A 15227-nucleotide genomic window follows, 5' to 3' on the forward strand; every position below is an offset into this window, starting at 1 on the left:
ACCCGCCCCCGGTTCCGCACGAGCCGTGGCCGGTCATGACCGGCACGAGTAAGAGTCAGTACGACTATAAAAAGCCGAACCGCGCCCTACAAGACCTCGGGCGCGGTTCTCGGCACATCCGTGCTCTCGGCACATCCGTGCTCTCGGCACATCCGCGCTCTCGACACATCCAGGCTCTCGACACATCCGTGACAGAAGCCCTCAGCGACCCCTGGGGAGCGTCGGAGCTCGTCATGCTCCCCACGGGCGGCGAAGGCGGGCGGAGGGCGCACAGCGCCCTCCAGGGCCGTCGGGCGAGGCCTAGAGATCGACCTCCTGCATGAGCATTCCGACCTCGGTGTTCGACAGGCGGCGCAGCCAGCCCGACTTCTGGTCGCCCAGGGTGATCGGACCGAAGGCCACGCGCACCAGCTTGTCGACCGGGAAGCCGGCCTCCGCGAGCATGCGGCGCACGATGTGCTTGCGGCCCTCGTGCAGGGTCACCTCGACGAGGTAGTTCTTGCCGGTCTGCTCGACGACGCGGAAGTGGTCCGCCTTGGCGTACCCGTCCTCCAGCTGGATGCCGTCCTTGAGCTGCTTGCCCAGGTCGCGCGGGATGGGACCCACGATGTGCGCGAGGTAGACCTTCTTCACGCCGTACTTGGGGTGGGTCAGCCGGTGCGCCAGCTCGCCGTGGTTGGTGAGCAGGATGACGCCCTCGGTCTCGGTGTCGAGCCGCCCGACGTGGAAGAGCCGCGTCTCGCGGTTCGTCACGTAGTCACCGAGGCACTGCCGACCCTCCGTGTCCTCCATGGTCGAGACCACACCGGCGGGCTTGTTCAGCGAGAAGAACTGGTACGACTGCGTGGCCACGGTCAGCCCGTCGACCCTGATCTCGTCGTGCTCCGGGTCGACGCGCAGGCCCTGCTCCAGGACGATCTCGCCGTTGACCTCGACCCTGGCCTGCTCGATCAGCTCCTCGCAGGAGCGGCGGGAGCCGTAGCCCGCACGCGCGAGCACCTTCTGCAGGCGCTCGCCCTCCTGCTCGGCGCCCGGGAAGGTCTTGGGCAGCTTGATGTCCTTCTTGCCCGCGTACCGGTCCCGGTTGCGCTCCTCGGTCCGCGTCTCGTACTCGCGGGAGCGCGAGGGCTCCGTACGTCCGCCGCGCGGCTGGCCCTGCTTGGGGCCGCCCTTGGCGCCGCCGCGCGCCGCGTTGCCGCGCCCGGACTTCGGGCCGTCCGGCGAGGCCCCGGGGCCTACGTCGTAGCGGCGCTCCTCAGGGCGGGGCTTGCTGGGACGCTTCGGCCTGTCGTCGCGCCCTCCCGCGCTCCTCGCCTGGGAGCCGCTCCCACCGGTCCCACGTGCGCCGCCGCTCCCACCGGTCCCCCTCGAGCCACTGCTCCCACCGGTCCCCCGCGGGTTGCTGCCCCCGCCGGTTGCCCGCGGGTTGCCGCGCCCGCTGTTCCTGCCACTGCCGCTGCCACTGCTTCGCATCAAAGTTCCGTCGTCGTCGTGTCGTCTGCATCTGCATCCGGTGCATCCGGATCGAACGACGGGACCCCTTCCAGCGTCTCGGCCTCGATCGCGTCCGCCTCGGGGAGGAAGGGCGCGAGCTCCGGGAGCTCGTCCAGACCGCGCAGGCCCATTCGCTCCAGGAAGTAGTTCGTCGTCACGTACAGGATCGCACCTGTTTCGGGTTCCGTGCCCGCCTCCTCCACCAGACCGCGCTGCAACAGGGTGCGCATCACACCGTCGCAGTTCACTCCGCGGACCGCCGAGACCCTGGATCGGCTGACCGGCTGGCGGTACGCGACGACCGCCAGGGTCTCAAGCGCCGCCTGGGTGAGCCGGGCCTGCTGCCCGTCGAGAACGAAGCGTTCGACGGCCGCCGCGTACTCGGGCCGGGTGTAGAAACGCCAGCCCCCCGCGATGAGCCGAAGCTCGAAACCGCGGCCCTGGACGGTGTACTCGTCGGCCAGCTCCCGCAGCGCGTCCTTGATCTGCCGTTTGGGCCGCTCCAGGATCTTCGCGAGGTGCTCCTCGGTCGCGGGCTCGTCCACGACCATGAGGACGGCCTCCAGGGCGGGCTTCAGATCGAGGTCGGCGACGGTACGCAGGCCCGCCGGGACGTCGGTGGTCTCCTGGTTCACGCCTTGTCCTCCTTGGCGCCGTCCTTGATCTTGTCGTCCTTGGCCGCCTCCGGCGGGCGGTCGAACTCGTCCGTCACCCTCGGCTGGCCGTCGCCGTCGCCGCCCGTCCAGCGCACCATGAGCTCCCCGAGGGCCTCCTCCTGGTCGAGGGCGACGGCCTTCTCCCGGTAGAGCTCCAGCAGGGCCAGGAACCGGGCCACGACGGTAAGGGTGTCCTCGGTGTCCTCGACGAGGGCGCGGAAACTGGCCTCCCCGAGCTCCCGCAGCCGCGCCACCACGATCCCGGCCTGCTCCTGCACGCTCACCAGCGGGGCGTGGATGTGGTCGACGTACACCTGCGGCTTGGGCTTGGGCTGCATCGCCTTCACGGCGAGCCTGGCGAATCCTTCCGCCCCGATGCTGATGACCACCTCGGGCAGCAGCTCGGCGTGGTGGGCTTCCAGCCCGACGGTACGCGGGTAGCGGCGGCCCTCTTCCTCCAGCCGGGCGTTGAAGATGTCCGCGATCTGCTTGTAGGCGCGGTACTGGAGCAGCCGCGCGAACAGCAGGTCCCGGGCCTCCAACAGCGCCAGATCCGCCTCGTCCTCGACCTCGGCGGCCGGGAGCAGCCGCGCGGCCTTCAGATCGAGCAGCGTCGCCGCGACGACCAGGAACTCGGTCGTCTGGTCGAGGTCCCAGTCGGGCCCCATCGCCCTGATGTGCGCCATGAACTCGTCGGTGACCTTGGACAGCGCCACTTCGGTGACATCGAGCTTGTGCTTCGAGATCAACTGAAGCAGCAGGTCGAACGGCCCCTCGAAGTTCGCGAGCCGCACCTTGAAGACCCCGTCACCGGCCTCGGCCTGTGCGGGAGGCTCGGCCGAAGGCTCAGGCGCCGTGTCCGCCGGAGGGTGCACCGCCGGAGGCTCGGGCGCCGTCTCCGCGGCGGCCTCGACGGGCTTCTCGACCGACTCCTCGACCGGCTCGGTTCGACCGTCGGCCGGCGGCCCCTCGGCCGACTCGACGCGCTCCTCGGGCCGCCCGTCCCGCTCCTCCGTCGGGACCGGCGTCGCGCCGGGGCCCCGCCCCAGGACACGGCGACGGCCGCCGGAGCCGGCGGGGACAGAGGTGTCGTTCGAGGTCATAGCCGTCGCAGGCTACCGCTACCGCCCGCGAAGCCGTCGTACGAGGATGCTCGCGTCCCCGCGGGATTCAAGATCGGCGAGTACGACGGCGACCGCCTCGCGGACGATCCGGCCGCGGTCGACCGCGAGCCCGTGCTCCCCGCGGAGCACCAGCCGGGCGTGCTCGAGGTCCATGAGCTCCTCGGCGGACACGTACACCGTGATCTTCTCGTCGTGCCGCTCCCGCCCGCTGGGCCGCCGGTTGGCGGCGCGGGAGCGCTTGCTGCCGCGGGCGGGCTGCCCACCGGCGCCCTCCTGCGTCGCCTGGCGCCGCGCCGAGCGCTCCGGGGCCGTACCCCGGCTGCGGGACTCTCCCGCGTCCGCCTCGGCGTCCGCCGCCACGTGTTCGTCGCCCTCGCCGTCACCGCCCTGCACGGGCACCGACTGCGGCGCGTCCTCCGCGACGGCGGCCGGGTCGCTCTCACCGGCCGGAGCCGGTACCCGGGCCTCGCCGTTGGAACGGCGGGTGGGGGTGGAGGACTGGAGCGCCATGCCCCCGGTGGTACGGAACAGTTCGTCGGCCCCCGGCAGACTCACTCGGCGTGACACCGGGCGAGCACCTCCCTGGCGAGCTGGCGATAGGCGGCGGCACCGACGGAGTTGGAGGCGTACGTGGTGATCGGCTCACCGGCGACGGTGGTCTCCGGGAAGCGGACGGTCCGGCCGATCACCGTGTGGTAGACGTGATCGTCGAACGCCTCGACCACGCGCGCGAGCACCTCACGGCTGTGCACCGTGCGGGAGTCGTACATGGTGGCGAGGATGCCGTCGAGCTCCAGCTCGGGGTTGAGCCGCTCCTGGACCTTCTCGATGGTCTCGGTGAGCAGCGCGACACCGCGCAGGGCGAAGAACTCGCACTCGAGCGGCACGATCACCTTGTGGGCCGCCGTGAGGGCGTTGACGGTGAGCAGGCCGAGCGAGGGCTGACAGTCGATCACGATGTAGTCGTAGTCGGCCATCAGCGGCTTCAGCGCGCGCTGGAGCGTGGACTCGCGCGCGACCTCCGACACCAACTGCACCTCGGCTGCGGACAGGTCGATGTTGCTGGGCAGCAGGTCCATGTTCGGGACCGCCGTCTTCAGGAGCACCTCGTCGGCCGCCATGCCCCGCTCCATGAGCAGGTTGTAGACGGTGAGGTCGAGCTCCATGGGGTTGACGCCGAGGCCCACGGAGAGCGCGCCCTGCGGGTCGAAGTCGACGAGCAGGACCCGGCGTCCGTACTCCGCGAGCGCGGCGCCCAGGTTGATGGTCGACGTCGTCTTGCCGACGCCGCCCTTCTGGTTGCACATCGCGATGATCGTCGCGGGGCCGTGGCTGGTCAGCGGACCCGGGATCGGGAAGTAGGGCAGCGGGCGTCCGGTCGGTCCGACGCGCTCACGGCGCTGACGGGCCGCGTCGGGCGCGAGCGTGGCCGCGTACTCCGGATCGGGCTCGTACTCGGCGTCGGGGTCGTAGAAGTGCCCCTCGGGCAGTTCGTCGTAGTCGGCGAAGTGGGTGTGGTTCCCGCCACTTCCGTTGCCGGCCATGGCGTTCACGTGATGGCCATCCATGCTCTGGTGTGCTGTCTGAGTCATCCGGGGACTCTTTTGCGCTGCGAAGGTTCGGACAGCGACGGAGCCGACAGCCTCGAGCCCCGTGGGGCCCTGGCCCCGCGCCGGCATTCCTGGTTGACCACCCCCGGGAGTAAATGTCGACTCATTCACAAGTCGTCTTACCTCCTTGGTGACCAGGAAACTTCTAGATAGGTCAGCGTGGCACCATGCCGACGGTTGGCGACTCTATGGCGTGTCACCGGTCCGCAGCAACACAATCCGCCGGACCCGACCCGATGTGTCGGCAACCGAACACCCCTCTGTCAAGGGCGTAAGGCCGTCGCACAGCAGGTTTCACGGGTGTGCGAATCGGTTAAAGGGTTACGTTCGTGGCGAGTTGAACGAGTGTCGCAAAGTGACCCGATACACACCCGGCCGGACCTCGCTGGGCAAGGTCCGGCCGGGTGCGGGGCGTTGACGACCTGTGTTGACGTATCGCCTTTTGCTGATTGATGGGTCAGCCGGCGACTCGTCCGGTCACCCTTCGGTGTCTCAGCCGAGCAGGGACTCCAGCTCGAGGTGCTCCAGGCCGTGCGCCTCCGCGACCTCCCGGTACACGACCTTGCCGTCGTGCGTGTTGAGGCCCTTGGCCAGCGCGGGGTCGCGGCGCAGCGCCTCGACCCAGCCGCGGTTGGCCAGTTCCACGATGTACGGCAGCGTGGCGTTGGTCAGCGCGTACGTGGAGGTGTTGGGCACGGCGCCGGGCATGTTGGCGACGCAGTAGAAGACCGAGTTGTGGACCGGGAAGGTCGGCTCGGCGTGCGTGGTCGGGCGGGAGTCCTCGAAGCAGCCGCCCTGGTCGATCGCGATGTCGACAAGAACACTTCCCGCCTTCATCCGGGAGACCAGCTCGTTGGTGACGAGCTTCGGGGCCTTGGCGCCGGGGATGAGGACCGCACCGATGACGAGGTCGGCCTCGAGGCAGGCCTTCTCGAGCTCGAAGGCGTTGGAGACGACGGTCTGGATCTTCGTGCCGAAGATCTTGTCCGCCTCCTTGAGCTTGTTGATGTCACGGTCGAGCAGGGTCACCTGGAAGCCCATGCCGATGGCGATCTGCGCGGCGTTCCAGCCGGAGACGCCGCCGCCGATGACGACCGCCTTGGCGGGCAGCACACCGGGGACACCGCCGGGCAGCACACCGCGGCCGCCGTTGGCGGCCATCAGGTGGTAGGCGCCGACCTGGGGGGCGAGGCGGCCCGCGACCTCGGACATCGGGGCGAGCAGCGGCAGCGCGCGGCTCGGCAGCTCGACCGTCTCGTACGCGATCGCCGTGGTGCCGGACTCCAGCAGCGCGTCGGTGCACTCCTTGGACGCGGCCAGGTGCAGGTAGGTGAAGAGGGTCTGGTCCTTGCGGAGGCGGTGGTACTCCTCCGCGATGGGCTCCTTGACCTTCAGCAGCAGGTCGGCGGCGGCCCAGACCTCGTCGGCGGTCTCCAGGATCTGCGCACCGGCGGAAACGTACTCGTCGTCCGTGATCGAGGAGCCGACACCGGCGTTCCGCTCGACGACGACCTGGTGGCCGTTGCGCACCAGCTCATGCACACCGGCGGGGGTGATGGCCACCCGGAACTCGTTGTTCTTGACCTCGCGGGGGATGCCGACCTTCACGTCGATCACGGTCCTTGACTCAGAGGGTTCTGGGGCTATGCACGGCCGGGGCGATGCAAGCCGGGGCAATGCATGTCATACCCGGATACACGAGGGCGCATCGGGAGACACCACGAAAGAACGCGGCGGAGCCAGTCTAATGAAGGGGTTCTCTCTGTCTAGCCTTTCAATGCATCAATCTTCGACGGATGCACTACGGATTTCGCAGGTGTTAGCGCCTTGTTCCGTGCCTTCTGTGCCTTCTGGGTCCTCCATGGCCGTCGCGCTCTCCGGGAGCTCATCACCCAGCATGCGCTCGGCCGCCTTGCGGTGCAGTCGCGCCGCGGCGGGGTCGCCGAGCCGGTCCAGGGTGTCGGCCAGCCGGAGCTGCAGCGCGGCCTGCAGCCGGTGGTCCTCGGCGCGGCGCGCCCACTCGACCGCCTCGTGGCAGGTGCGCAGCGACTCCTCGGGCCGTCCGGCGTACTCCTGGACGCGCGCCAGCTCGCTCAACGCCCGTGCCTGAGCGGGCACATCGCCGTTCCTGCGGTGTCCGGTGACGGCGGCGCGCCAGTTGCGCAGCGCCTCGCCGTAGCGGCCCGCGTAGGTGTGCGCGGTGGCGATACGGCCGTACAGCCGGGCGGCGTCCACCCGCTCGTCCCGCGCCAGGCGCTGGGCGAGCGCCCTGCCGTACCAGTCGGCGGCCCGGTCGTGGTCCCCGAGCTCCTGGTGGGCGCCGCCTACGGATTCCATCGCGCGGCCGGTCGCATACGGGTCGTTCGCCTCGCGTCCGGCGTCCAGGGCGGCCCGGTAGCGGGTCAGGGCGTCGGCCGTACGGCCGGTCTGCGCGTCCAGGTCGGCGAGGTTCAGCAGGGCCGCGGCCTGCTCGCGGTGCAGGCCCCGGCGCTCGGCGACATCGAGGACGAGGCGGTGGATGCCGTACAGCTCGGGCGCCGCGGCCCGGGTGCCGAAGTGGGCCACCATCGCCCGCACCAGCGCGGCCATCAGCCGCCTGGCCAGGGTGTCCAGCTCCCCGTCCGCGACCGCGAGCCGGGCCGCGGCCAGCAGCGCGGGCTGGCGGACGCGCAGCCAGTCCTCGGCCGCCCTGGGGGTCGGGAAGCGCAGTTCGCGGGGCAGCGCGGCGAGCTTCTCGCGGGCGGGCGCGTTGTCGGTCTCGGTGATGGCGCGGCAGGACACCAGCAGCCGTACGGTCCGCTCCAGCATCCGGGCGCGGGCCAGCTGGAGTTCGGCCGGGCGGTCCTGGCTCTCGGCGAGGGAGCGCAGCAGCGGCAGCAGGCAGCCGGGCACCTCGTACTGCGGCACCTGCGACTCGACGGGCCGTACGAGGCCGAAGCCGACGAAGTCGTCCAGCGCGGCCCGCGCGGTGTCCACCGAGCAGCCGGCCAGCGCGGACGCGGTGTGCGGGTCGATGAGGCCGGCCGGGGCGAGAGAGAGCAGACGCAGTATCCGCGCGGCGGTGGCGGACAGCGCGGTGTAGACGAGGTGGAAGACCCGGCCGAGCGGGGTGCTCTCGTCGCCCTCGGTGCGCAGTTGCTTGGCGAGGTCGGCGACGGCCGAGGTGGGGCGGGCGGCGAGCCAGCCTCCCGCGAGGCGCAGGGCGGCGGGCTGACCGGCGCACTCCTCGACCAGCCCCTCGGCCGCGAGCGGGTCGACGGTGATGCGCACCGAGCCGGTGAAGCGGTCGAGCAGTTCGAGCGCGGACTTGGTGTCCAGGCCGCCCAGGGTGCAGGGGCGGACGTCCGCGATGCCGGTCAGCGGCCCGCCGGAGACCGCGACGACCAGGCACTCGGGGGTGTCCGGGAGCAGCGCGTCGACCTGCTCGGCGTCGGCCGCGTCGTCGAGCAGCAGCAGGACGCGGCGGGTAGCGAGGGCCTCGCGCACCGCCTCGCTCAGGTCGTCGGCGGCTGCCCCCGCCGGCGCGGGCAGCTCCAGGGTCCTCAGCAGTTCCCGCGCGGTGCGCTCGGTGGGCACGGGGGTGCCGTCGGGTTCGGTGAGCCGGGCGCGCAGCACCCCGTCCGGGTAACTCCCCGCAACCTGCCGTACGAGCTCCTCGGCGAGCGCGGTGCGGCCCGATCCGGGCCTGCCGGCGATGAGCAGCACGCGCGCGCGGGGTGCCTTGCGGCCCGCGAGGGTGTCCAGGCCCGCGCGCTCGATGTCGACCCTGAGTTCCTTCAACTCTCGTGTACGGCCGAGGAACTGACCCTCCGTAGGAGCGGACCCGGCAGCCGGGGGCCGCCCCGCCGACGACACTTTCGTGCCGTCTGTGTCCACCGCCTGATCCGCCACGGGCCACGCTCCCGTCCCACTGCGCGCGCAAGCCCGCCGGGACTCCGGTTCGGGCGTTTCCAGAGCCTAGTTCACGCTCTGCGACGATCCGGGCGGAGCACGGCGGGGACGTCCCCCGATCGGATCAGCCGATCGTAGGACTGATGCTGTCCGGTCGGGGATCCGGTCGTGGGAGAGGAGCGTCCGGGGTCCGTCAGGACGCGAACGGGCGGGCCGGCCAGGGCGCCTCGGCGGGGCGCAGCGCGTCGAGGCCGTCGCCGCCGCGGGCGGCGACCAGGGAGAGGACGCCCACGACGAGACAGTTGTTGTGCAGTTCGCCGGCGAGCACCCCGCGCACGAGATCGCCGACGGGGACCCGGGCCAGCTCCATGTCGGCCTCTTCGTCCTCGACCTCGAAGCGCTCCCCCTCGGCCTCGGAGAGATCGCGGGCGAGGAAGATCCGCACGGCCTCGGAGCAGCCGCCCGGGGTGGTGTAGACGTCGGTCAGCACCCGCCAGTCCTCGGCCTTGACGTGCGCCTCCTCGTACAGCTCGCGCTGCGCGGCGTGCAGCGGGTTCTCACCGGGCACGTCGAGGAGTCCGGCCGGGATCTCCCACAGCTTGTGGCGCACGGGGTGCCGGTACTGGCGCAGCACCACCGCGCGGTCCTGGTGGTCGAGGGCGAGGACGGCCACGGAGCCGGGGTGGACCTGGTAGTCACGGCGGGCGACCGATCCGTCCGGCATGACCACGTCGTCGGTGCGGACGGACGTCTTGTTGCCGACGAAGGGAGTCGCGGTGGCCCTGACTTCCCACTCCTCGGGGGTGTCCTTGATCGTCATGTCGCCCTGTTCCTCCTACGCACCGAACGAAAACCGGGGCACGTGTCCCAAAAGACGCGTACCCCGGCCACCGTACAGCCCTGGTGTTACTTGCCCGTCTTGCGCTCGACGGCGGCCTTGACCAGGCCCGCGAAGAGCGGGTGCGGGCGGGTCGGGCGGGAGCGCAGCTCGGGGTGCGCCTGGGTCGCGACCAGGTAGGGGTGCACCTCGCGCGGGTACTCGACGTACTCCACGAGCTTGCCGTCCGGGGAGGTGCCGGAGAACTGCAGACCGGCCTTCTTCTCCAGCTCGCCGCGGTAGGCGTTGTTCACCTCGTAGCGGTGGCGGTGACGCTCCTCGACGTACTCCTTGCCGTCGTACACCTCGCGCGCGATGGAGCCCTCGGCGAGCTTGGCCGGATACATGCCCAGGCGCATCGTTCCGCCCATGTCGCCCTCGCCCGCCACGATGTCGAGCTGCTCGGCCATCGTGGAGATGACCGGGTGGGCGGTGGCGGAGTCGAACTCGGTGGAGTTGGCGTCCGGGATGCCGGCCAGGTTGCGCGCGGCCTCGATCACGATGCACTGCAGGCCGAGACAGAGGCCGAGCAGCGGGATCTTGTTCTCGCGGGCGTACTGGATCGCGCCGACCTTGCCCGACACGCCACGGTCGCCGAAGCCGCCGGGGATGCAGATCGCGTCGACGTCGCCGAGCTGCTTCGCGGCGCCCGCCGGGGTCTTGCAGTCGTCCGAGGTGACCCACTTGATCTTCACGCGGGCCTTGTTGGCGAAGCCGCCGGCGCGCAGCGCCTCGGTGACCGAGAGGTAGGCGTCGGGCAGGTCGATGTACTTGCCGACGAGCGCGAGGTTGATCTCGTGGAGCGGGTTGTGGACGCGGTCGAGCAGGTCGTCCCAGGTCGTCCAGTCCACGTCGCGGAAGGGCAGGTCCAGCTTGCGCACGACGTAGGCGTCCAGGCCCTCGGTGTGCAGCACCTTCGGGATGTCGTAGATCGACTTGGCGTCGATGGCCGCGACCACGGCCGCCTCGTCGACGTCGCACATCAGCGAGATCTTGCGCTTGATGGCGGTGGGCACCTCGCGGTCGGCGCGCAGCACGATCGCGTCCGGCTGGATACCGATGTTCCTGAGGGCCGCGACCGAGTGCTGGGTCGGCTTGGTCTTCAGCTCGCCGGAGGGGCCGATGTACGGCAGCAGCGAGATGTGGACCACGAACACGTTGTCCCGGCCGACCTCGTGCCGGACCTGGCGGACGGTCTCCAGGAAGGGCAGCGACTCGATGTCGCCGACCGTGCCGCCGACCTCGGTGATGACGACGTCGACGTCGTCGGTCGCCATCCGCCGGATGCGGTGCTTGATCTCGTTGGTGATGTGCGGGATGACCTGCACGGTGTCGCCCAGGTACTCGCCGCGCCGCTCCTTGGCGATGACCGTCGAGTACACCTGCCCTGTAGTGACATTGGCGGAGCCGTCCAAGTCAACGTCGAGGAAGCGCTCGTAGTGTCCGATGTCCAGGTCGGTCTCGGCGCCGTCGTTGGTGACGAACACCTCGCCGTGCTGGAACGGGTTCATGGTGCCCGGGTCGACGTTCAGGTAGGGGTCGAGCTTCTGCATGGTGACCCGCAGGCCCCGCGCCTTGAGCAGCGCACCCAGGCTGGAGGCGGTCAGGCCCTTACCGAGGGAGGAGGCGACACCCCCGGTGACGAAGATGTGCTTGGTCGTCGTGGATTTGGGCGGCATGGCCAAGAGGGGGCTCCCGTGGTCGCGGTCTGGGGTGCGTACCGGCGTGGTGTCCGAAGATTTCCGGAGGTGCCGTCGCTGCGGTTCGGGGGTTTCTTGCCCACCGGTCCACGGGCTACCAGGGTATCAGCGACCCGAGGAGGCTGCTTCCGGCCACGCTGCGCACACACATCGGCACAGACCACACACAGCACTCACTCGATCGGACCAGTCGGGTTGCCTGGAGCGGCACGCGGACCACCCACGTGCGTCGTATCCTGCTCGGACACTCGCTGCCGAGTCCGGCCGGCACACGGCACCATCCCCGCCCGTATCCCGGAACCACGAGAGCTCGTCAGTTCGTTTCGCAACGACAATCGCACCGATAATTGACGTTCCGCAGCGACGCTTTACCAACGTTCTAACGTTCATTCTTCTAACGTTTTAACGTTCCTGTTCCCTGACCGCAGAGCGACCGCCCCTCGGGGGCGACGTGGCCGTTCGACTGGAGATGCACGTGGCCGGGCGCATCGAGGACTACGCACTCATCGGAGACATGCAGACCGCAGCACTGGTCTGCCGGGACGGCACAGTGGACTGGCTGTGCCTGCCCCGCTTCGACTCTCATGCCATCTTCGCGGGACTGCTCGGCACGGAGGAACACGGATTCTGGCGGCTCGGGCCCGCCCACGCGGCCGACGCCGAACCGCCGACGGCGGCGCGCCGCTCGTACCGCGGCGACTCCCTGATCCTCGAATCCGAGTGGGACACCCCACGCGGCACGGTCCGAGTGACCGATTTCATGCCGCCGCGTGACGGCGCGCCCCAGCTGATCCGGATCGTGGAAGGCGTCACGGGCCGGGTCCCGATGCGCTCCGCGCTGCGGATGCGTTTCTCGTACGGCCGTGTCGTGCCCTGGGTGCACAAGCACGAGGGACGCACGGTCGCCGTCGCCGGACCCGACTCGGTGTGGTTCGACACCGTCTGCGAGACCTACGGCAAGGCGCTGACCACGTACGCGGACTTCACGGTGGCACCCGGTGACCGGATCGCGTTCACCATCTCGTGGGAACCCTCGCACAAGAAGCCCCCCGCGCTGCCCGAGCCGGAGCAGGCCCTGGAGGCCACCGAGGACTTCTGGCGCGACTGGGTCGACCAGTGCACGTACCACGGCCCCTACCGCGAGGCCGTCGTCCGCTCCCTGATCACCCTCAAGGCCCTGACGTACGCCCCCACGGGCGGCATCGTCGCCGCGCCCACCACCTCCCTCCCGGAGGAGATCGGCGGCGTACGCAACTGGGACTACCGCTACACCTGGCTGCGCGACGCGGCGATCACCCTCTCCTCCCTCCTGCGCACCGGCTACCGCGAGGAGGCCCGCGCCTGGCGCGAATGGCTGCTGCGCGCCGTGGCCGGTGACCCGGAGAACCTGCAGATCATGTACGGCATCGCGGGCGAGCGGGAGCTGGGCGAGGCGGAGCTCGACTGGCTGCCCGGATACGAGAACTCGGGCCCCGTGCGGGTGGGCAACGGCGCCGCGCACCAGCTCCAGCTGGACGTCTACGGCGAGGTCACCGAGGCCCTGCACCTGGCCCACATGACGGGCCTGTCCCGCAACGACTACGCCTCGCTCCTCCAGCTGAAGCTGATCCGCTACCTGGAGGACCACTGGGACCAGCCGGACGAGGGCATCTGGGAGGTCCGCGGCCCGCGCCGCCACTTCGTGCACTCCAAGGTGATGGCCTGGGTCGCCGTCGACCGCACGATCAAGCTCATCGAGTCCGGTGACGCGGACGGCCCGCTGGAGAAGTGGCGCGAACTGCGCGACGACATCCACCGGGACGTGTGCGAGAAGGGCTACGACAAGGAGCGCAACACCTTCACGCAGTCGTACGGCTCCAAGGAGCTGGACGCCTCGCTGCTCCTCATCCCGCAGATGGGCTTCCTCCCCCCGGACGACAAGCGCGTGATCGGCACCATCGAGGCGATCCAGCGGGAGCTGTCCACCCCGGACGGCTTCATCCTGCGCTACCCGACCTCCGGCGAGGACGCGGGCGTGGACGGCCTCGAGGGCGACGAGGGGGCCTTCCTCGCCTGCTCCTTCTGGATGGCGGACGACCTGGCGATGATCGGCCGCGTCGACGAGGCCCGCAAGCTCTTCGAAAGGCTCCTGGCCCTCCGCAACGACCTGGGCCTCCTGGCCGAGGAATGGGACCCCCGCCTCCAGCGCCAGGTGGGCAACTTCCCCCAGGCCTTCAGCCACGTGCCCCTGATCGACACGGCCCTCAGGCTGACGGCGAGCGGGGCATACGGCGGCTGACGACGACCGCGACGGCGGCCCGCGCTCCCCTTTCGGGGGGAGTGGCGGGCCACTGCCTTTCTTCAGCGACACGGGCCGCTGCCTTCTTCAGGGGGCGCCGACAACCGCCCTCAAGTGGCGCGGGGAACTACGCGACCGGTCCCCACCGGCCCGCAGCCTCCCACAAGCCCCTAGGCTGAAAGCAGTCCCGTCCCCTCCTGAAAAAAAGGGGGCACCTGCGATGTCCCCCTTCTCAAAAGCCCACACCCGCCTCGCCGCCCTGCGCGCAGCCCTGACCGGCGACGCTTTCAGGCCGGAAGACCCCGGCTACGACAACGCCCGCAAGGTCTTCAACGCCCGCATCGACCGCCACCCCGCAGTGATCGCCCAGTGCGCGACCAAGGCGGACGTGGTCCAGTGCGTCCGCTTCGCGCGGGACCTGGACCTCCACATCGCGATCCGAGCCGGCGGCCACAGCCCGGCCGGGATGTCGCTCAACGACAACGGCCTGGTCATCGACCTGCGCCGGATGCACGCGGTGACCGTCCACCCCGGCTCCCGGACGGTACGGGTCGAGGGCGGCGCCCTCATGAGCCACCTCGACCAGGCCACCCGGCCCCACGGCCTGGCCACCACCGGCGCCCGGAACTCGACCACGGGCGTCGCCGGCTTCGCCCTCGGCGGCGGCACCGGCTGGCTCGACCGCGCCTTCGGCCTCGCCGTCGACAACCTGCTCGGCGTCGAACTGGTCACGTGCGACGGCTCGCAGATCCAGGCCACCGAACACGAGAACCCGGAACTCTTCTGGGCCCTGCACGGCGGTGGCGGCAACTTCGGCGTCGCCACCGCACTGACCCTCAGACCGCACCCACTGCCGGATTTCTCGATCGCCCTGCTGACATACCGCCCGGAGTCCTGTCCGGACGTGGTCCGCACCTACCGCGAGATCATCGAGGCCGCCCCACCGGAGACCGGCGGCGGCATCATCCGCACCCAGCTGGTGGACGCACTCCTGACCTACCCGGGCCCCGAACAGGACCTCCGCAAACTCGCCCGGCCGCTGCTGGCGCTGCCGCACGAGGCCGTGGTCCTCACGCCCCTCCCCTACGCCGCCTTCCAGCGCATCCTGGACAGCCCGCCCGGCCTGAGGAACCACTGTTCCGCGGAGTCCCTGACCGGTCTGCCCGACAAGGCCCTGGACGTCTTCTGCGAGCTGGGGAACGCCATGCCCGTGCCCACGGACACCCGGTACTCGCTGTTCCCGCAGGGCGGCGCGATCGCCTCAGGCCCGGACCGCTTCCCGGTGCCGTTCCGGGACGCCCGGTGGACCGTGCACCCCTTCGGGATGTGGGAGGACCCCGCAGACGACAGGCGCTGCGTCCAGTGGGTCGAGGACGTGCGTGCCGCCTTCCGGCCGTGGAGCACCGGCGCGGTCTGCCTCAACCTCGTCGGCGACGAGGGAGCCGACCGCGTGGTGGCCGGCCTCGGCGCCGGCAACATCCGCCGGCTGGCCGCGGTGAAAGCCGCGTACGACCCGGACAACGTCTTCCGCTTCAACCACAACATCCTGCCCCGGTAGTGAGCGGCCCGGCCTCGGACATGCCTCCGGGAGGCCTCC

General features: G+C 70.5%; 11 protein-coding genes. 2 read left to right on the forward strand and 9 right to left on the reverse strand.

Annotated elements, in window-relative coordinates; genetic code table 11:
* Positions 1-300: 300 nt before the first annotated feature.
* The 9 genes from ACZ7M2_RS38260 to ACZ7M2_RS38300 form a co-directional block, all read right to left on the reverse strand.
* Positions 301-1473: a pseudouridine synthase gene (locus tag ACZ7M2_RS38260; RefSeq protein WP_471599187.1), complete on the reverse strand. Its 1173-nt coding sequence runs from the start codon at positions 1471-1473 to the stop codon at positions 301-303.
* Complete coding sequence (gene scpB / locus ACZ7M2_RS38265; RefSeq protein ID WP_351699047.1) at positions 1473-2129, reverse strand: SMC-Scp complex subunit ScpB; 657 nt, start codon at positions 2127-2129, stop codon at positions 1473-1475. Before scpB ends, ACZ7M2_RS38260 begins: the two co-directional genes overlap by 1 nt.
* Entirely contained in the window at positions 2126-3253 is a 1128-nt protein-coding gene (locus tag ACZ7M2_RS38270; protein WP_471599188.1) for a segregation and condensation protein A, read from the reverse strand. Before ACZ7M2_RS38270 ends, scpB begins: the two co-directional genes overlap by 4 nt.
* 18 nt (positions 3254-3271) lie before the next feature.
* Positions 3272-3841, reverse strand: coding sequence for a hypothetical protein (locus ACZ7M2_RS38275; protein WP_471599189.1), 570 nt, complete (start codon positions 3839-3841; stop codon positions 3272-3274).
* Positions 3826-4953 (reverse strand): ParA family protein, encoded by a 1128-nt coding sequence (locus ACZ7M2_RS38280; protein ID WP_075027827.1) that lies wholly within the window; start codon positions 4951-4953, stop codon positions 3826-3828. The genes ACZ7M2_RS38275 and ACZ7M2_RS38280 overlap by 16 nt, the downstream gene beginning before the upstream one ends.
* Before the next feature lie 423 nt (positions 4954-5376).
* Complete coding sequence (ald, locus tag ACZ7M2_RS38285) at positions 5377-6501, reverse strand: alanine dehydrogenase (protein WP_471599190.1); 1125 nt, start codon at positions 6499-6501, stop codon at positions 5377-5379.
* Positions 6502-6666: 165 nt separating this feature from the next.
* Positions 6667-8775: a tetratricopeptide repeat protein gene (locus tag ACZ7M2_RS38290; RefSeq protein ID WP_471599191.1), complete on the reverse strand. Its 2109-nt coding sequence runs from the start codon at positions 8773-8775 to the stop codon at positions 6667-6669.
* A gap of 193 nt (positions 8776-8968) precedes the next feature.
* On the reverse strand, positions 8969-9595 hold the full coding sequence (locus tag ACZ7M2_RS38295) for an NUDIX hydrolase (protein ID WP_352051353.1): 627 nt from the start codon (positions 9593-9595) through the stop codon (positions 8969-8971).
* Positions 9596-9681: 86 nt separating this feature from the next.
* The gene (locus ACZ7M2_RS38300; protein WP_067364904.1) at positions 9682-11331 is read right to left on the reverse strand and encodes a CTP synthase; all 1650 of its coding nucleotides are present in this window, start codon (positions 11329-11331) and stop codon (positions 9682-9684) included.
* Between the two features lie 490 nt (positions 11332-11821).
* Here ACZ7M2_RS38300 and ACZ7M2_RS38305 point away from each other — a divergent pair, with 490 nt between their 5' ends.
* Positions 11822-13630, forward strand: a complete 1809-nt coding sequence (locus ACZ7M2_RS38305) for a glycoside hydrolase family 15 protein (RefSeq protein ID WP_471599209.1) — start codon at positions 11822-11824, stop codon at positions 13628-13630.
* A gap of 220 nt (positions 13631-13850) precedes the next feature.
* Positions 13851-15188, forward strand: coding sequence for an FAD-binding protein (locus ACZ7M2_RS38310; RefSeq protein ID WP_471599192.1), 1338 nt, complete (start codon positions 13851-13853; stop codon positions 15186-15188).
* Positions 15189-15227 lie beyond the last annotated feature (39 nt).

The organism is Streptomyces sp. NPDC111507 (assembly GCF_055638955.1).

Coding starts and splice junctions, on each gene's coding strand:
- ACZ7M2_RS38260 (WP_471599187.1), bottom strand. CDS start 1,473: ATGCGAAGCAGTGGCAGCGGCAGTGGCAGGAACAGCGGGCGCGGCAAC.
- ACZ7M2_RS38270 (WP_471599188.1), bottom strand. CDS start 3,253: ATGACCTCGAACGACACCTCTGTCCCCGCCGGCTCCGGCGGCCGTCGC.
- ACZ7M2_RS38280 (WP_075027827.1), bottom strand. CDS start 4,953: ATGCCGGCGCGGGGCCAGGGCCCCACGGGGCTCGAGGCTGTCGGCTCC.
- ACZ7M2_RS38295 (WP_352051353.1), bottom strand. CDS start 9,595: ATGACGATCAAGGACACCCCCGAGGAGTGGGAAGTCAGGGCCACCGCG.
- ACZ7M2_RS38300 (WP_067364904.1), bottom strand. CDS start 11,331: ATGCCGCCCAAATCCACGACGACCAAGCACATCTTCGTCACCGGGGGT.
- ACZ7M2_RS38305 (WP_471599209.1), top strand. CDS start 11,822: ATGCACGTGGCCGGGCGCATCGAGGACTACGCACTCATCGGAGACATG.
- ACZ7M2_RS38310 (WP_471599192.1), top strand. CDS start 13,851: ATGTCCCCCTTCTCAAAAGCCCACACCCGCCTCGCCGCCCTGCGCGCA.